Source organism: Blastococcus sp. SYSU D00695 (assembly GCF_054050555.1).
The window spans coordinates 1-16,953 of record NZ_JBJGZP010000008.1; the positions used below are offsets into that span (position 1 = coordinate 1).

15 protein-coding genes are annotated in these 16,953 nt (G+C 74.8%); 8 read left to right on the forward strand and 7 right to left on the reverse strand.

Going from position 1 to position 16,953, the window contains the following annotated elements:
• Positions 1 to 198: 198 nt before the first annotated feature.
• From ACI781_RS07300 to ACI781_RS07310, 3 genes are all read right to left on the reverse strand, one after another.
• On the reverse strand, positions 199 to 2,157 hold the full coding sequence (locus ACI781_RS07300; RefSeq protein WP_456565418.1) for a methyl-accepting chemotaxis protein: 1,959 nt from the start codon (positions 2,155 to 2,157) through the stop codon (positions 199 to 201).
• 156 nt (positions 2,158 to 2,313) lie between these two features.
• Positions 2,314 to 2,550, reverse strand: a complete 237-nt coding sequence (locus ACI781_RS07305; RefSeq protein WP_456565419.1) for a DUF3107 domain-containing protein — start codon at positions 2,548 to 2,550, stop codon at positions 2,314 to 2,316.
• Between the two features lie 98 nt (positions 2,551 to 2,648).
• Positions 2,649 to 3,296: a TetR/AcrR family transcriptional regulator gene (locus ACI781_RS07310; protein ID WP_456565420.1), complete on the reverse strand. Its 648-nt coding sequence runs from the start codon at positions 3,294 to 3,296 to the stop codon at positions 2,649 to 2,651.
• Positions 3,297 to 3,364: 68 nt separating this feature from the next.
• On the opposite strand from ACI781_RS07310, the gene ACI781_RS07315 reads away from it, so the two are divergent.
• The 5 genes from ACI781_RS07315 to ACI781_RS07335 all read left to right on the forward strand — a co-directional run bounded on the left by ACI781_RS07315 (position 3,365) and on the right by ACI781_RS07335 (position 7,919).
• Complete coding sequence (locus ACI781_RS07315) at positions 3,365 to 4,372, forward strand: alpha/beta fold hydrolase (protein ID WP_456565421.1); 1,008 nt, start codon at positions 3,365 to 3,367, stop codon at positions 4,370 to 4,372.
• 123 nt (positions 4,373 to 4,495) lie between these two features.
• Positions 4,496 to 5,674 carry a DUF3152 domain-containing protein gene (locus ACI781_RS07320; protein WP_456565422.1) on the forward strand — a complete coding sequence of 393 codons (1,179 nt, stop codon included), beginning with the start codon at positions 4,496 to 4,498 and terminating at the stop codon, positions 5,672 to 5,674.
• Positions 5,675 to 5,799: 125 nt separating this feature from the next.
• The gene (moeZ, locus tag ACI781_RS07325) at positions 5,800 to 6,960 is read left to right on the forward strand and encodes an adenylyltransferase/sulfurtransferase MoeZ (protein WP_456565423.1); all 1,161 of its coding nucleotides are present in this window, start codon (positions 5,800 to 5,802) and stop codon (positions 6,958 to 6,960) included.
• 78 nt (positions 6,961 to 7,038) lie between these two features.
• On the forward strand, positions 7,039 to 7,623 hold the full coding sequence (locus ACI781_RS07330; RefSeq protein WP_456565424.1) for a TIGR03086 family metal-binding protein: 585 nt from the start codon (positions 7,039 to 7,041) through the stop codon (positions 7,621 to 7,623).
• Entirely contained in the window at positions 7,620 to 7,919 is a 300-nt protein-coding gene (locus ACI781_RS07335) for an MGMT family protein (protein ID WP_456565425.1), read from the forward strand. The genes ACI781_RS07330 and ACI781_RS07335 overlap by 4 nt, the downstream gene beginning before the upstream one ends.
• 81 nt (positions 7,920 to 8,000) lie before the next feature.
• On the opposite strand, the gene ACI781_RS07340 is transcribed toward ACI781_RS07335, so the two are convergent.
• The 3 genes from ACI781_RS07340 to ACI781_RS07350 form a co-directional block, all read right to left on the reverse strand.
• Positions 8,001 to 8,891 (reverse strand): NAD(P)-dependent oxidoreductase, encoded by an 891-nt coding sequence (locus ACI781_RS07340; protein ID WP_456565426.1) that lies wholly within the window; start codon positions 8,889 to 8,891, stop codon positions 8,001 to 8,003.
• Between the two features lie 131 nt (positions 8,892 to 9,022).
• Complete coding sequence (locus ACI781_RS07345; RefSeq protein ID WP_456565427.1) at positions 9,023 to 11,140, reverse strand: molybdopterin-containing oxidoreductase family protein; 2,118 nt, start codon at positions 11,138 to 11,140, stop codon at positions 9,023 to 9,025.
• Positions 11,141 to 11,317: 177 nt separating this feature from the next.
• On the reverse strand, positions 11,318 to 12,658 hold the full coding sequence (locus ACI781_RS07350; protein ID WP_456565428.1) for an ABC transporter substrate-binding protein: 1,341 nt from the start codon (positions 12,656 to 12,658) through the stop codon (positions 11,318 to 11,320).
• A 1,198-nt stretch (positions 12,659 to 13,856) separates the two neighbouring features.
• On the opposite strand from ACI781_RS07350, the gene ACI781_RS07355 reads away from it, so the two are divergent.
• Complete coding sequence (locus ACI781_RS07355) at positions 13,857 to 14,606, forward strand: biosynthetic peptidoglycan transglycosylase (RefSeq protein WP_456565429.1); 750 nt, start codon at positions 13,857 to 13,859, stop codon at positions 14,604 to 14,606.
• On the opposite strand, the gene ACI781_RS07360 is transcribed toward ACI781_RS07355, so the two are convergent.
• Positions 14,596 to 15,531 carry a cupin domain-containing protein gene (locus tag ACI781_RS07360; protein ID WP_456565430.1) on the reverse strand — a complete coding sequence of 312 codons (936 nt, stop codon included), beginning with the start codon at positions 15,529 to 15,531 and terminating at the stop codon, positions 14,596 to 14,598. The two genes, ACI781_RS07355 and ACI781_RS07360, sit on opposite strands and share 11 nt — an antisense overlap.
• Before the next feature lie 73 nt (positions 15,532 to 15,604).
• Here ACI781_RS07360 and ACI781_RS07365 point away from each other — a divergent pair, with 73 nt between their 5' ends.
• Entirely contained in the window at positions 15,605 to 16,453 is an 849-nt protein-coding gene (locus ACI781_RS07365) for an SDR family oxidoreductase (RefSeq protein WP_456565431.1), read from the forward strand.
• On the forward strand, positions 16,450 to 16,923 hold the full coding sequence (locus tag ACI781_RS07370; protein ID WP_456565432.1) for an anthrone oxygenase family protein: 474 nt from the start codon (positions 16,450 to 16,452) through the stop codon (positions 16,921 to 16,923). The genes ACI781_RS07365 and ACI781_RS07370 overlap by 4 nt, the downstream gene beginning before the upstream one ends.
• Positions 16,924 to 16,953: the final 30 nt, after the last annotated feature.

Below are 16,953 nucleotides of genomic sequence, written 5' to 3' on the forward strand. Positions count from 1 at the left end.
CGGTGATGATGGTGGCGGTGGAGGACGGCGAGCCGGTCGCGGTCGGCTCGCACCAGCCGCTGCAGGTCGACGGCCGCGAGCTCAGCGAGGTCACCGGCGTGGCCACCCTGCCCCGGCTGCGGGGGCGGGGGGGGGGGGGGGGGGGGGGGGGGGGGGGGGGGGGGGGCGCCCCGCCCCCCCCCCCCCCCCCCCCGGCGCTCAGACCCTGAACTGCCCCACGAGCCGGGACAGCTCCGTGGTCACCGCGGCCAGCCCCTCGGCCGCCGACCGGGTGCGCGCGGCCTCCTGCTGGGTCTCGCCGGCCACGGTCGAGACCGTGCCGACCGACTCGGCGATCGAGCCGGTGCCCTGGGCGGCCTCGGTGACCCCGCGGGACATCTCGCTGGTGGTGGCGGTCTGCTCCTCCACGGCGCTGGCGATCGTCGTCTGGTAGTCGCTGATCCGCGTGACGACCTCGTCGATGCGGGACATCGCCGTCACCGCGTCGCCGGTGTCGGCCTGGATGGCCTCGATCCGGCGGGCGATGTCCTCCGTGGCCTTGGCGGTCTCCTGGGCGAGGTCCTTGACCTCGGTGGCGACGACGGCGAACCCCTTGCCGGCCTCGCCCGCCCGGGCCGCCTCGATGGTGGCGTTGAGCGCGAGCAGGTTCGTCTGCTCGGCGATGCCCGTGATGACCCGCAGGACCTCGCCGATCGCCGCGGAGGAGTCACCGAGCTTCGCGACGGTCTCCTTGGTCGACTGCGCCACGACCACCGCCTCCCCGGCGATGCGCGCCGCCTCGGAGGCGTTGGCGGAGATCTCCCGGATGCTCACGCCCATCTCCTCCGCGCCGGCCGCCACGGTCTGCACGTTGCGCGACACCTGCTCGGCGACGGCGGACACCTGCTGCGTCTGGGCGCTCGTCTGCTCCACGGAGTCGGCCAGCCGGCCGGAGACCCCGGACATGCCGGCGGAGATCTCGACGAGCGAGCCGGAGGCGCGACCGATCCCGGCGACGGTCTCGGCCACCTTCCCCACGAACCGGTTGAACGCCGCGCCGAGCCGGCCGATCTCGTCGGTGCGGCTCTCGTCCACCCGCGCGGTCAGGTCGCCGTCGCCGTCGGCGATCTCCTCCATCCGGCGCCGCAGGGCGTCCAGGGGGGCGACGACGCGGCGGGCGACGAGGACGGTGGCGAGGGCGGCGAGCGCGAGGGTGAGGACCGCCCCCACGATGATCGTCGTCCGCAGCCGGTGGGCGTCGGCGAGGATCGCGCTCTCGGGGATCTCGACGATCACGGCCCAGTTCTGGCCGGTGCCCACGCTGATCGGGGCGGCGACGGTGACCAGGGCGCCGTCGTCGCCGTCGACCGTGCGCACCACCGGCTCGCCGGCCTCGACCGCCCGGGTGGCGAGCTCCGCGGCGGCGCCGGACGGGGCCGCACCGGGCTCGTCCCCGGCCCGGTTGCCGGCCACCACCAGGCCGCCGGTGGAGACGAGGACGGCGTGCCCGGACCCGTACGGCCGGACGGCGGCGACCTGCTCCTGGAGGCTGGTCAGCGAGACGTCGACGCCGGCGACCCCCACGACCCGGCCCCCGACGTGGATCGGGGTGGCCAGCGAGGTGATGAGCTGCTGCTCACCCCCGACCTCGTACGGGTAGGGCTCGACCGCCACCCCGCGGTCCTCGTCGCGGGCCTGCAGGTAGTAGTCGCCCGGCCCCGGCACCGCGTAGTCGGTGAGCGGGGAGACCGCGATGGCGCCCCCGGCGCCGCGGAACCAGTAGGAGACGTAGCGGCCGGTGGCGTCGCTGGGCGCGACCCCGGCGTGGTCGGCGTCCGCGCCGTCGAAGGCGTCGGGCTCGAAGGCCGCCCACACCGCCAGCAGGGACGGATCGGCGGCGAGCAGCCGGCTCTCCACGGTGTCGCCGTGCGCCCGGTCCGCCAGCCCGGTGTCCACCTGGGCGGCCAGGGCCTCGGCCAGGCCCTCGGCGGTGTCCCGCTGGCCGGCGAGGTCCGCCTGCATCTGCCGCGCCTGGTCCACCGCGAGGCCCTCCGCGTTGCGGACGCCGTCCCGCCTGCCCTGGTCGGTGGCGAGTGTGCTGATCACCGCGGTGAGGCCGCCGAGGGCGACGGTCAGGACGGCGATGACGCAGGCGACGAGGCGGGTCTTCACGCTCACGGTGGGGCTCCTGCCGAGGGGCGGGCGACGAGTGACCCCTGGGTCTTCGGCAGCGCGGCTGTGATCTCCACCGCAATCCGGAACACGTCCGGACGGCTCGGGGACGACGACGGGGCGCCCTCTCCGCGGAGAGGACGCCCCGTCGGGGTGCGCGGGTCAGGCGCCGGCGATGAAGCCCACCCGCGGCTTGTCGGCGGGGGCGATCTCCACGTAGGCGATCCGGTCCACCGGGACGACGACGCGGCGGCCGCGGTCGTCCTCCAGCGTCAGCAGGCCGTCCTTGGTGCCGCCGCCCATGGCCGAGGCCACGTCGGCAGCGATCTCGTCGGGGGTCTTGGGGCTGTCGATGACCAGCTCCCGGGGGGAGTGTTGGACACCGATCTTGACTTCCACGCGGATGCCTCCTCGAGTAGCACTGCTGACGGCCACGCTAGTCCAGCGCCGGGGCACCCGACCCGGCGCGCGGCTGCGCCGACAGCGAACGGCGCCGCTCAGCGGCTGCTGTCGCCGCCCTCGACGCGGGGGAAGCCCGACATCCCGCGCCACGCCAGCGCGGACATGAAGGCGACGGCGGCGTCGCGGCTGACCGAGCCCTTGCTGGCGAGCCACCACCGGGCGCTGGTCTCCGCCAGCCCGGTCAGGCCGGAGGCCAGCAGCAGGGACCGCTCGTGGTCGGCGCCGGTCTCCGCGCCGATGACGTCGGCGATCGCCTCGACGCAGGCGCGGGTGCCGCGGTCGACGAGGGCGCGCACGTCCTCGTCGTTGCGCAGGTCGGACTCGAACACCAGCCGGAACGCCTCGCCGTCGGCGTCGACGAAGTCGAAGTAGGCGCCGACGGCGCCGTCGACGCGGGCGTGGTTGTCCGCCGTGCCCGACATCGCCCGGCGCACCCGCTCGGTGAGCTCGGTGACCTGCAGCTCCAGCAGCGCCAGGTACAGCTCCCGCTTACCGGGGAAGTGCTGGTACAGGACCGGCTTGCTGACCCCCGCCCGGTCGGCGATCTCGTCCATCGCGGCCGCGTGGAAGCCCTGCGCCACGAACACCTCCTGCGCGGCCTGCAGCAGCTGCAGGCGGCGCGCGCCACGCGGGAGCCGGGTCGCGCGGCGAGCCGGGCTCGGGGACGGACGCGACAGTGACATGGCGGGTGCATGTTACCGGCGGGTCACCTGGGCGCGCGCCGCGGCGCCGGCCGTTCTACCGTTCGCCGGTGCCCCGATCCGCCGGCCCCGCGCCGACGCCCGCCCGGGCCTCGGACGCCGTCCTGCCGCCGCTCGACACCGCCTCGCCCCCGTGGCCGGGCGGCCCGGTGCCGGTCCGCGGCGGGGAGGTGTTCGTCCGGTGCACCCCGTGGCGCGGCCCGGTCCGCGACGCGGGGGAGGGCGCGCCGCGGGAGCGGGCGCTCTACGTGCACGGCCTCGGCGGCGCCTCGACCAACTGGACCGACCTCGCCGGGCTGCTGGCCGTCCGGGTCGAGGGCTGGGCGGTGGACCTGCCCGGGTTCGGCCGCAGCCGCCCGCCGCGCGGCTCCTACTCGATCCGCGGTCACGTGCAGGCAGTGATCGACGTCCTGGAGCGCGTGTCCGCCGAGCCGGGGGAGGCCGCGGGCCGGCCGGTGCACCTGCTGGGCAACTCCCTCGGCGGGCTGGTCAGCCTGGTGGTCGCCGCCCGCCGTCCCGACCTGGTCGCGACGCTGACGCTGATCTCCCCGGCGATGCCGGTGTACAAGGTCCCGCAGGCGTTCAGCCCCGCCCTGCTGCTCCTCCTGCTGCCGGGCATGCCGGCCGTCGCCGAACGGCGGCTGGCCGGTGTCACCCCCGAGCAGCAGGTGCGCGGCATGGTCGCCATGTGCTTCGGCGACCCCTCCCGGATCCCCCGCCGGCGCCTGGACCAGGCCCTGGCGGAGATGCGCGAGCGGGCCGAGCAGGCCTGGGCGCACCGGGCCCTGGCCCGCAGCATGCGCGGGCTCATGACCTCCTACCTGCGGGTGGGCGCCGCCAACGCGTGGCGGATGGCCCGGTCGCTGCGCGTGCCGACGCTGGTGGTCTGGGGCGACCGGGACCGCCTGGTCGACCCGGCGCTCGCCCCGCGGCTGGCCGGCGCGGTGCCCGGCGCCCGGCTGCTCCTGCTGCCCGGGGTGGGGCACGTCGCGATGCTCGAGGCGCCCGAGGAGACGGCGCGGGCGGTCCTCGGTCTCGTGGAGGACGTCGCCGGCTGACCGCCCCGGCGCCCGACACACCGGGCGCCGCCGGGCGCTCCGCCCTCACGGGCGGTGACCGTGAGAGCCTGGTGAGTGGCCGGGGAACCGGCCGGCAGACCGAGCACCGCGGGAGGGCGCGCCGTGGCAGCACCGCCGGGCGGGAGCCGGGCCGGCAGCCGGCCGCCCGCCGACGGCCGCGCGCCCCGGGTGCCCCTCGACGGGCGGTCGCCGCGCGTCCCCGCGGGGGCCGTGCGCCGCCCGCCCCCGACCCGCCCGCCGCTGCCGCCCCTGCCCGCGCGCCCGGCCGGTGGCGCCGCCCGCGGCCCGGTCGAGCGGCACCCGCTGGACCGGGTCCCCGCCGGTCGTCCGCCGGTCGAGCAGCCACGCCGGGAGCCGGCGGCCCGGGAACCCGCCGGTCCGGAGCCGGCGCCCCGGTACGACGCCGCGCGCCGCCCGCCGGCCGACCGGCCCCTGGTGGGTCCGCGGCGCACCGGCCCGCGGGTCACCGCCGCCCCGGGCCGGCTGCGCCGCTTCGTCCTGCGGTACGGCTGGCGGGCCTACGCCATCCCGCTGCTGACCGTGGCCACCCTGCTCACCCTCGTCGACCTGGCTCGCTCCGGGAGCGCGGCGCAGCCGTCGGACCGGCCGGACGCGGCGCAGGTGTCGGCGGTCTCCTCCCCGGACGCGGGCGCGGCCGCGGACCCCGGGACGCCGACCCCCACCGCCCCGGCCGAGGGCGAGGCGGCGCCGACGGGGGCACCCGCGCCCGCCGCGGGCACCTACGTGGAGCAGGGCGCCGGCACGGTGACCGTCGTCCCCGGCACCTCCGAGGTCCACGGCACCGGGCCGCTGCGCCGGTTCGTGGTCGAGGTGGAGGACGGGATCGGCGTCGACGGGCCCACGTTCGCCGCCGCCGTCGAGGCGACGCTGGCCGACCCGCGCTCCTGGGGGGCCGGTGGCCGCATGTCCTTCCAGCGGGTGGGCGTGGACGAGGAGGCCGCGGGGGACTTCGACTTCCGGGTCACGCTGATCAGCCCCGGCAACATGGAGACCTACTGCCCCGGCGTCGGCACCGGCGGCTACACGTCCTGCCGGTACGGCGACCGCGCCGTCATCAACCTGGCCCGCTGGGAGACCGCCGTCCCCGACTACCAGGGCGACGTCGCCACCTACCGGCAGTACGTCGTCAACCACGAGGTCGGTCACGCGCTGGGCAACGGGCACGAGCAGTGCCCCGGCCCCGGGCTGCCCGCCCCGGTCATGCAGCAGCAGACGCTGGGCCTGCAGGGCTGCGCGAAGAACGCCTGGCCCCACCCCTAGCCCGGCTCCGCGCCCGGCCGCTGCCGGTGCCTGCCCGGGGTGGGAAGAAGTGCCTCTGGGACGCTGTTGTCCGAACGAACGCCGGTCCCCGGGTGGGGCCGCTGTCCGCGACCCGAGGAGCAAGCGTGTCCCTGCCACCGCTGGTGGAGCCCGCCGCCGAGCTGACGATCGACGAGGTCCGCCGCTACAGCCGGCACCTGATCATCCCCGACGTCGGGATGGAGGGACAGAAGCGGCTGAAGAACGCCAAGGTGCTGGCCGTCGGCGCCGGCGGCCTCGGCTCGCCGGTGCTCATGTACCTGGCCGCCGCCGGCGTCGGCACGCTCGGCATCGTCGAGTTCGACGTCGTCGACGAGTCCAACCTGCAGCGCCAGATCATCCACGGCGCGTCCGACGTCGGCCGGTCCAAGGCCGAGAGCGCGCGGGACTCCATCAAGGAGATCAACCCGTACGTCGACGTCCGCCTGCACGAGACGCGGCTGGACAGCGACAACGTGATGGAGATCTTCAGCGAGTACGACCTCATCGTCGACGGCACGGACAACTTCGCCACGCGCTACCTGGTCAACGACGCCTGCGTGCTGCTGGGCAAGCCCTACGTCTGGGGCTCGATCTACCGCTTCGACGGTCAGGTCTCGGTGTTCTGGAACGAGCACGGGCCCAACTACCGCGACCTCTACCCGGTGCCGCCGCCGCCCGGCATGGTCCCCAGCTGCGCCGAGGGCGGCGTGCTCGGCGTGCTCTGCGCGACCATCGGCGCCATCCAGGCCACCGAGGCGGTCAAGCTCATCACCGGCATCGGCGAGACGCTGCTGGGCCGGCTGATGGTCTACGACGCCCTGGAGATGACCTTCCGCACGATCAAGGTGCGCAAGGACCCCGAGGGCGAGCCGATCACCGGCCTCATCGACTACGAGACGTTCTGCGGCGTCGTGTCCACCGAGGCCCAGGAGGCCGCGGCCGGCGCGACGATCACCGTCGACGAGCTCAAGGACATGATGGACGCCGGCAAGGACTTCGAGCTGATCGACGTCCGGGAGCCCAACGAGTACGAGATCGTGTCGATCCCCGGCGCGACGCTCATCCCCAAGGACGAGCTGCTCTCGGGCCGGGCGCTGTCGCAGCTGCCGCAGGACAGGCCGATCGTGCTGCACTGCAAGACCGGTGTCCGCTCGGCCGAGGTGCTGGCCGCGGTCAAGAACGCCGGCTTCAAGGACGCCGTCCACGTGCAGGGCGGCGTGACCGCCTGGGCGACGCGCATCGACAAGGCGCTGCCCACCTACTGAGCCACCACGAGGGCCCGGGCTCCCCGCGAGGGGGGTCCGGGCCCTCGTCGTGTCGGCGGCACGCGGTTGACTGGGCGCGTGCCCACTCCGGACGACGCCGCCCTCCTCGAGCTGTTCCAGCGCGCGCAGAACGCCTTCACCGACCGGGTCGACGCCGTCGAGGCCGGGCGGTGGGACGACGAGGCGCTGCCCGGCTGGACCGTCGCGGACCTAGTCGCCCACCTCGTGGCCGAGGCGCACTGGGTGCCGGGCCTGCTGGCCGGTGACCCCCTGGACGACGTCGCGGCGCGCGTGCCCTCGGGCACCGGTCCGCTGCTCGGTGACGACCCGCTGTCGGCGTGGGAGACCGTCGCGGACGAGGCGCTGGCCGCCGTCGCCACCGCCGACCTGGCGGGGACGGTGCAGCTGTCCCGCGGGCCGACGCCGGTGCGCGAGTACGTCGAGGAGCTGACCGCCGACCTCGTCGTCCACGGCTGGGACCTGGCGCGGGCGACCGGCGGCGACGAGCGGATCGACCCGGCCCTCCTCCGCGCCGCGGCGGTGCTCGCCGACCGGCTGCCCGACGACGGGCTGCCCGGCTTCTTCGACCCGCCGCTGGAGGTGCCGGCCGGCGCCCCGGAGCAGGCGCGCGTCCTGGCCCGGTTCGGCCGCCGCGCCCGGTGAGGGGTCCCGCCGATCCCGCCGACGTCGACGAGGCGGTGTACGACGCGGTCGAGGCGATCCCGCCCGGTCGGGTCAGCACCTACGGCGCGATCGGCCGGCTGGTCGGCGTCGGGCCGCGGCGGGTCGCCCGGGCGCTGAGCCAGGGCGGGGGAGCGGTGCCCTGGTTCCGGGTGGTCCGCGCCGACGGGACGGCGGCCGAGCCGGTGCGGGCCCGCCAGCTGCAGCTGCTCGCGGGCGAGGGCGTGCCCGTGCGCGGCGGGCGGGTCGACCTCTCCGCGGTGGGCTGGCCGGACTGACCCGCGGTCGCCCCGACCGAGCACGTGCCGGAGCCCTCGCCCGTGACCGACACCGGTCGCGGGCGAGGGCTCCGGCGGACCTCACCGGCTGTCGGCACCCACCTTCGCGACGTGGGCGCTCAGAGCGACCAGATCGAGCTGGCCGAGACCCGCTGCCTGCTTGGCCCGGATCGTGGCAGCGGCGTGGGCGACCTGACCGTCCGGGAGGCCGAGACCTCGAGCCGCCTCCGCCGCCATGCTGCTGCTGGCCGCCCATGTGTCGATCGAGGCCTGCGTCGTCGAGAGGTCGCCCGTGCCGAGCCTGTTCCCCGCGTGCTGGATGAACGCCGAGACCGTGTGGGGCACGTGCACCAGGAACTGGGTCACGAGCTCGAGGGGGAGCCCCAGCGCCAGGCCGTAGTCCATCGCCTCCAGGGCAGCCACCTCGGCCGAGGCCAGGAAGGACAGGATCATCGAGTCGAGCGCGTTGGGCATCGCCATCTCCGCGCCCAGGTACATCGCACCGGGCGCGAGCTCCTGCAGCAGGGCCGCCGAGCGCCCCCACGCGGCTTCGCTGCCGGCGAGGAAGATGGCGATCTCACCGGAGCCGGACTCGACCTGCCCCGGGAACCCCATGATCGCTCCGTCCAGCGCCTCGAGTCCGAGGTCATCGACCCACGAGGCGTAGCTCTCCGCCTCTGCGGGCTCGCCGGTGACCAGGTTGACGACGTCGCCGATCCCGCCTGCCGCACTCGCCTCGCGCAGGATCTCGTGCACCGCCTCGTAGGACTTGATGATCACGAGGGTCAGTGGGCTGGCCTGCATCGCCGCGGTCGCCGTCGGCGCGACCTGCGCACCGGCTTCCTCGAGCGCCGACGCCCGGTCCGGCGTGCGGTTCCAGACGGTCACGCTGCGCCCTGACCGGAGCAGCGCGCGGGCGAACGCAGCGCCCATCAGCCCGGTACCCAGCACGGTCACATCGGTTCTCTGCATGGTCGTCCTCCTACGTGGCGTGGTCGTGTGTGTCGCGGCCGGCAACGGCACACCGTCGTGCCGCTGCCGGCCGTCCTGTGCTCCGGCGAGATGTCCCCGTCGTCGATCCGGGCAGACGGCGGTGATCGCCGCTAGCCGGCCGGGACGATCCGGACGGGGAGGGCGGTCATCCGTGGCATCCGGTTGATGGTCTGCAGCTCGTCGTCGAGGCTGGTCAGCCGGTTCACGTTCGAGCCGTGCTCGGCGACGGATGCCTCCTTGTCGAGCGTCCCCCACATGTGGCTCAGGGAGACCGTCCCGACGCGCAACCCGGGGTCGGCCCCCACCACCGCGCGCACCCTCCCGTGGCGGGAGACGACCTCGACCTCCGCGCCCTCCACCAGGCCGTGCGCAGCCAGGTCGTCCGGGTGCATGAGTGCGGGGTTGTACGTCGTCCCCATCAGGCTGGGCACCTTCGTGCCCAGCGAGTTCATCGCGTTCTTCATCCGCCGGCTGATGAGGAGCAGCTGTCCGTCACCGAGGACCAGTGAGTCGTCCTCGAGCGCAGCCGCGATCTCGGCACGGACGTCGTCGGGGACGAGCTGCAACCGCTCGGTGTCGTCCTCGGGACGAGGTGCCACCACCATTCCGGCTGAGGGCACCGGCAGCCCGTGCCGGTGCGCACGCAGCTCGTCGGGGTCGACGCGTCCGCCGCCCATCAACCAGGTCAGCAGCTCCTCCGAGCTCAACGCGGTCCCGGCCGGGATCGGCTGTCCGGCGAGTTCCGGCTCCATCCCCATCCGGTGGGCGAGGTCGAGGTAGAACTGCCAGTCCTCGACCACACCACCGGGCGGGGGGACCAGCGCCGGGGTGTAGTGGGCGAACGGCGCCTGCATGAAGGACTCCATGAGCGCCGTGTGGTCGGGTCGCTCGTAGAGCATGGCCCCGGCGATGACGTAGTCCGCCAGTCGCGCGGTCTCGGTCATCCGGGTGTCGACGACGACCAGCAGGTCCAGTGCCTCCAACGCTGCGCGGGCCTTCTCCTCGTCAGCCAGGGCGAGCACCAGGTTGGCGCCGGAGATCACCAGGGCGCGCACCCGGTCCGGCCCGGGGGTGAGGATCTCGTCGGGCAGGAGCGAGGACGGCAGCTCACCCCGGATCTGACCGTGACCGCCGACCCGGCTGCGGAAGCCCGTCTCCCAGCTGCGGTCCGGCGGCACGACGCGGGCCACGGGAGGCGAGCTCGCGAACAGCGCGTGACCGTCCTGCGCGGGCTCACCGGCTCGGCGCACGCGCCCGCAGATGATGTTGAGGGTGTCGGCCAGGTGCTCGGCGACGTTGGAGTGGGGCCCGAAGTTGGTGCCGGTGCCGGTGGAGATGCGACCGCGCTCCGCCGTGCCGAAGACGCGGGCCACCTCCAGCAGGTCCTCGACGGCGATGTCGCAACGGCTCGCGACGAACTCGGGCGTGGCTGGTGCGACGGCTGCCCGCAGCTCCTCGAGTCCGTCGACGAACTCGGCGCAGAAGTCCTCGTCGTACCAGCGGTTCTCGAGGATGACGTGCAGCAGGCCGGCGAAGACGACGGCGTCGGTGCCCGGACGGGGGCGCAGGTGGATGTCGGCACGCGCGGACGTCTCGGTCTGGCGAGGGTCGATGACGATGAGCTTCATGCCCCGCGCCTTCGCCTTCTTGAACTCGTTCGCGGGGTTCATCACGAACGGGACGTCGCCGTCGCCACCGTTGGAGGTGATGACCGGGTTGGAGCCGGCGATGAGCCACACGTCGGCCTCGTCGAGCGACTGCAGGCCGCCCTGGTACTCGCCCATCCGGGCGGGCACCAGCCACTTGGCCGACTGGTCGATCGTCATCGTGGAGAACAGCTTGTGCGAACCGAGCTGGCCGAACCAGGCGTGGACCACGAAGGCGCTGAGGGTGTTCACCAGGGTCTGCGTGCCCATGAACAGCGCCACCGCGTCGGGTCCGTGCTCCTCGATGATCGCGTTCAACCGGGCGGCGATGTCCGCGGTCGCGTCCGCGACCGCGATCGGTCGGTGCACCCCGTCGGCCCCGCGGGCCATGGTCTCGGTGAGACGGTCCGGCCCGTTCATGAGCTCCGGTGCCGCCCGGCCCTTCGGGCAGGTGTAGCCACCGCTCAGCGGCGCCTCGCGGTCGCCACGGACCCGGACCACGCGGTCGTCCTCGATGTCGACCAGCGTGCCGCACACCGCCGGGCAGATCCGGCAGTAGGAGATCTCGGTGGTGATCGTCATCGCAGCCTCCCGTCGTCAGCGCGGATCGCTCCGCGGGCTCCTGCCGCACCACGGCCTGCCGGGCACCGCCTGGGTGGGCCTGCCGGCGCAGAACCGGGTCGGACACCGGCGTCGTTCCGGCTCAACCACATGGACGTCCCCCCGTCCAGGACCTCGCTCCGTCCGGCTGTCGTCGGCTCACGCGAACCCCACCTCGTTGAAGTCGAAGAACCCGACGGGGTAGCCGGAGGAGTCCTGCTGGATGCCGCCGACGTTCTTGTGGGCGGCGTCGAACTGGTCGCTGAACGCGAAGATGATGTGGGTGCCGTCCTCGTGGAACAACCGCTGGATCTCGGCGAGCTTGTCGTTGCGGCTCTCCTCGTCCTGGTCCTGGACCGCGGCGTCCCAGAGCGGGATGAACTCGGGGTTGTCCCAGTTCCCCTCCGGGTAGAACGCCCCGGGGGCATGGCGCAGCGCGAGCGTGGTGTTGACCGGCGCGCTCGGCCACACCGTCGCGTAGAACGGGTCCTGGGCGTAGTGCTGGGCGAAGAAGGTCGTCACGTCGACCTGCCGGACGTTGATGGTCACCCCAGCCGCCTTCGCCTGCTGGGAGAAGGCGATCTCGAGATTGGGCATCTGCGACGAGGTCGCCATGTCGATGGTGAGCCCTTCGGCGCCGGCGGCCTTCAGCAGCGCCTTCGCCTGATCGATGTCCTGGCTCCGCTGAGGGAGGTCGTCGCCGATGTAGGCGGGGTCGAAGGGTGAGCTCAGGTCGTTGGCCACCACTCCCGTGCCGGCCATCAGCTGCTCCATCAGGGCCGGCCGGTCCGCGATCAGCCGGAAGGCCTGTCGGACTCGTGCGTCCTTGAACACCTCGGACTTCGCGTCCATGACGAAGCTCGGGTAGCCACCGGTCCTGCTGCTGTAGAGCACGTAGTCGTCCCCGAGCGTCTGCGCGAGGTTCGGTGGGATCTCGCCGACGAGGTCGACGGCCCCACTTCGCAGTGCGTTGAGCTTCGCGGAGTCGTCGACGAAGTTCTGCATGACGAGACCGTCCAGCAGGACGGGCTCGAAGTAGTTGTCGAAGCGGACGAACTCAGCGGATTCGCCGGGGGAGAACTGCTTGAGCTTGAAGGGGCCCGAACCGTTCTGCGGGTCGAACACCCCGTCGGGGTAGATGGTGGCCAGGTTGTTGGCGAAGGCGCCGACGATGAAGGCATTCGGACTGTGGAGGGCGAACCGCACGGTCCGCTGGTCGAGGACCCGGCTGGACTGCAGGTCGATCTGCGCGAGTGACGAAGCGGCGGCTCCGGGGGACTCGGGGTTGAGGATGCGGGCGAAGCTGGCCATGACGTCGTCGGCGGTGATCGGCCTGCCGTTGTGGAACTCGATGTCAGGTCGCAGCCGCACGATGACCGACGTGGGGGTCTCCAGGGCGACGTCCTCCGCGAGGCGCGGCGCCCATCCGTCGAGGAACCCGCCATCGGGCTGGGGGGTGCTCGTGCCGATGAGCAGGCTGGAGTAGAGCTGGACGCCCATGGCGATGGAGAAGCTGCCGATCGCGAACTGGGCGTCGAGCTGGTCCGTGGTCGTGCCCTGGGAGAAGCCGAAGCGCAGGGTCCCCCCGGGCTTCGCCTCAGCGGTGCTGTTGGCGAGGCCACTGGGGGGCTTGTCGCCGCCGCCCCCGCCGCCGCTGCATGCGGCGAGCGCGCCGAGGCCGAGTGTCACACCTCCCCCGACGAGGAACTGGCGACGTGAGAAGGACGGCAGGCTGGTGCGGCGCGGCACGTGTGGCTCCTCGGTTCGATGGTGGTCACGAAGTCAGGGGCGCTTCGTGGGTGGTGCTCTGTGGTGGTCGCGCTGTGGTGGTCGCGCTGTGGAACGGCCCGGTGTCGGAGACGCAGTGCTGTGGACCCTGGGTGGCCGAGACACCGGATCGGTGGGTCCCCTCCTCGACGACGGCCCCGTGCCGCACGAGGGCGGCACGATCAGCGACGACGGGAGCCGAGGGCCGGTCGTGGCCGGCCGTCGGTCGGGAGGCCGACGTCGATGCGGTTGCGACGGGGACGGGACGGCGACGGCCTCGGCAGTGACGAGCGGCGGGAAGCCGTCCGGGGTGCGGAGGGCGGGCATCCGCGCGATCGGTCCACCGGTCCCCGGTGGGGTCCCGGGGTCGTCGCCTCGGGAGGCCGGCGAGCCGGAGGACGTGCTGCTTCGTCGAGGGGCGCTCGGGACAGGCTCACCGGCTCGGGGCCGTCAGTCGTGCGCCGGTGGCGCAGCGGCAGCCGACGGCGGGTGCGGGACCTGCGAGGAGTGCCGACGGACGCCGGCCGGCCGGGCCTGGTCCTCGTCGGCGTCCGTGGAGGCCGGGCCAGGTCTTCACGAGTGCTTCCCCCACCGACGAACGCCCTCCCGGGTAGGTGCCGCGCAGAGCCGTGGAGCGGCCGCGAGACCGGATCGGCTCAAATGACTGGGTCATCTGACCGGATGGTGTCCCACCTCACATCGGCCTGTCAACGGTTCTCGGGAACGTCGATGACCAGGAACTCCTCTGGTCTCGGCCGATCGCTCCTGGTCGAGTCGTCCGGTCAGGTCGGGCGGATGCCCGGCGTCGGTCGCACCCATCGGTGGGCCGGCCGGACCGACCCGCCGTCGTCCCCTGGTCTGACGGTCCGGCCGGCCATGATCGTCCCGCGGGGCGACGCGCCGGGATGACCTGCGGAGATGGACTGTCGGCATGGACACGACCCTGCTCGCGCCCACCGTCCGTCCCCGTCGCTCGCGCGGGCGCCGGCTCCTCCGCCGGCTCGTGGCGGCCGGGCTCGGCGGCACGCTGCTGGTCCTCCTGCTCGGTGCGGCGGCGTGGCTGGCGACCCCGGGCGTCGGCGACGCCCGCGACCGGGTCGACGCGCTGCTGGCCGAGCACGGGGCCCCGGCGCTGACCGGGCCGCTGCCGGAGCGGCTGAGCGTCGCGGTGCTGGCCACGGAGGACAGCCGCTTCGCCGACCACCCCGGGGTGGACTGGCGGGGCGCGCTGCGCGCCCCGCTGGGTGTGGTGACCGGGCAGGACCTGGGCGGGTCGACGCTGGACCAGCAGCTGGCGAAGAACCTGTACGCCGACGGCGCCGACGACCCGCTGTCGCGCGTGCAGTCGGTGGTGCTGGCCCTGAAGCTCGACGCGCGCTGGAGCAAGGAGGAGCTGCTGCGGATGTACCTGGACGCGGCCTACTTCGGGCACGGCTTCTGGGGCGTGACCGCGGCCAGCGAGGGCTACTTCGGCCTCGCCCCGGACGAGCTGTCCTGGTCGCAGGCGAGCCTGCTGGCCGGGCTGTTGCAGGCGCCCAGCGCCTACGACCCGCTGCAGCACCCCGACCGTGCGCGGGAGCGGCAGGGGCACGTGCTGGACCGGCTGGTCGACGTCGGCGCGCTGACCCGCGCCGAGGCCGGCGACGTGGCCGTGGCCTCCTGGGAGCTCGTCACGGGCTGACGCGCTCCCGGTGCTGCCGCGGGCTGACGCCGTGCACGCGGGTGAAGGCGGCGCTCAGCGCGAAGGGGCTGCCGTAGCCGACCCGCCGGGCGACCGCGCCGACCGTCGTCCCCGGGTCGCGCAGGAGGTCGGCGGCCAGCGCGAGCCGGGCCGAGGTCAGGAAGGCCATCGGGGGTTCGCCGACGAGCTCGGTGAAGCGCCGGGCGAGGGTGGCCCGCGAGACGCCGGCGAGCGCGGCGAGGCCCGCGACGGTCCACGGCCGGGCCGGGTCGGCCTGCATCGCGCGCAGGGCCGGCCCGACGACCGGGTCGCCCGACGCCCGGTACCAGCCGGGGGGATCGCCGCCCGGCCGGGCGAACCAGGCGCGGACGGTCGCCACCAGGACCAGGTCCAGCAGCCGGTCGAGGACCGCGCCCTGGCCGGGGCCGTCGGCCGCCACCTCGCGCGCCAGCCAGTCGAGCAGCGGCTCGTCCAGGGTGCCCGCCGGCTGGACGAGCAGGGGCGGCAGTGCGGCCAGCAGCCGCCGGCTCACCTCGCCGTCCCCCGAGTAGGTGCCGGTCAGGAGGACGTCGCGGCCGGCCGGGTCGTTGCCCCAGGTGCGGACGCCGAGGTCGGTCATGCCCGGCGCGTCGACGGAGACCGCGGTGCACACCTGACCGGGGCCGATCGCGACCTGCGGGGGAGTGCCCGGCCGGTCGGCCACGGTGTAGGCGTCCGGGCCGCGCAGGACGGCGACGTCCCCGGCGGCCAGGTCGGCGGCCGCACCGCCGTCGCACCGGACCGTGGCCCGGCCGCGGACGACGGCCACGAGCGTGAGCGGCGCGCGGTCCTCGATCCGCAGCGCCCACGGCGGCGACAGCACCGAGCGCAGCACGAAGGCGTCGCGGGCACGGGGACCGTCCAGCAGTCCGGCGAGCGGATCCATGGCGAGACGATCGCGCATGGAGGGAGGCTTGTCGAGCATGGTGCGTCTCGCCCCGCAACGCTTGGCTGACCGCATGACCTCCCCACGCCACCCCGTCCTCGTCCTGGGCGGCACCGGCAAGACGGGCCGCCGCGTCGCCGCCCGGCTCACCGGCCGCGGCGTCCCCGTGCGGCTCGGCTCGCGCTCCGGCCGGCCCCCGTTCGACTGGTCCGACCGGAGCACGTGGCCCGCGGCGGCCGAGGGTGCCGGCGCCGTCTACCTGTGCCACGCCCCCGACCTCGCCGTCCCGGGCGCCGACGAGGACGTGGCGGAGGTGACCCGGCTGGCCGTCGCGGCCGGTGCCCGCCGGGTGGTGCTGCTCTCGGGCCGGGGGGAGCCCGAGGCGCAGGAGGCCGAGCGGCGCGTCCGGGCCGCCGCCGAGGAGGCGGGCGCGGAGTGGGCGGTGGTGCGCGCCTCCTGGTTCGTGCAGAACCTCACCGAGGGTGCCTTCCGCGACGCGGTCGCCGACGGCGTGCTGGCGCTGCCGGCCGGGGACGTCGCCGAGCCGTTCGTCGACGTCGACGACGTGGCGGACGTCGCGGTGGCCCTGCTCACCGGGGAGGCGCCCGCCGGTCGCGTCCACGAGGTGACCGGGCCGCGATCGCTGACCTTCGCCGAGCTGGCCGCCGAGGTCACCGCCGCCGGCCGCGCCGTCCGGTTCGAGCCCGTGCCCGCTGCCGCGTGGGCGGCGCAGCTGCGCGGGGCCGGCGTCCCCGCAGAGGAGGTCGACCTCCTCGCGTACCTGTTCACCACGGTGTTCGACGGTCGCAACTCGGTCCCCGGGGACGGCGTCGCGGCCGCGCTCGGCCGGCCGGCCACCGACGTCCGGGTCGCGCTGGCCCGGGCGGTCGCCACCGGGGCCTGGGACGCGGTGCCGTCGTGACGGCGGCCCTGGTCGTGCCGGCCGCAGTCGGCAGCGGGCTCGTGGCCGGCGTCTTCTCCGCCTTCTCGGGCTTCGTGATGCGGGCACTGAGCGGCCTGCCGCCGGCCGCCGGGGCCGCGGCGATGCGCGCGGTCAACGTCACGGCGGTGCGGCCGCCGCTGATGACGGCGCTGTTCGGGACGGCCGTCCTCGACGCCGCGGCCGCGGTGGGGGTGCTCGCCGGCGGCGCGGTGGACCGGTCGGGGGTGCTCGTGCTGGCCGGTGCCGGGGCGTACCTGGCCGGCGTCGTCGGCGTCACCGCCCTGGCCAACGTGCCGCTGAACGACCGGCTGGCGGCCGCCGCGCCGGGGACCTCCGCGGAGGCCGCGGTCTGGGCCGACTACTCCCGGCGGTGGACGCGGTGGAACACGGTGCGCACCCTCGCGGGGACGGCGTCGGCAGCGGCGCTCGCGGCCTCCCTGGTCGCCTGACCCGCCCGTCCCAGCCGCCCCAGGAGTGTC

Coding starts and splice junctions, on each gene's coding strand:
- ACI781_RS07310 (WP_456565420.1), bottom strand. CDS start 3,296: ATGTCACTGTCGCGTCCGTCCCCGAGCCCGGCTCGCCGCGCGACCCGG.
- ACI781_RS07340 (WP_456565426.1), bottom strand. CDS start 8,891: ATGCAGAGAACCGATGTGACCGTGCTGGGTACCGGGCTGATGGGCGCT.
- ACI781_RS07345 (WP_456565427.1), bottom strand. CDS start 11,140: ATGACGATCACCACCGAGATCTCCTACTGCCGGATCTGCCCGGCGGTG.
- ACI781_RS07350 (WP_456565428.1), bottom strand. CDS start 12,658: ATGGGCGTCCAGCTCTACTCCAGCCTGCTCATCGGCACGAGCACCCCC.
- ACI781_RS07355 (WP_456565429.1), top strand. CDS start 13,857: ATGGACACGACCCTGCTCGCGCCCACCGTCCGTCCCCGTCGCTCGCGC.
- ACI781_RS07360 (WP_456565430.1), bottom strand. CDS start 15,531: ATGGATCCGCTCGCCGGACTGCTGGACGGTCCCCGTGCCCGCGACGCC.
- ACI781_RS07365 (WP_456565431.1), top strand. CDS start 15,605: ATGACCTCCCCACGCCACCCCGTCCTCGTCCTGGGCGGCACCGGCAAG.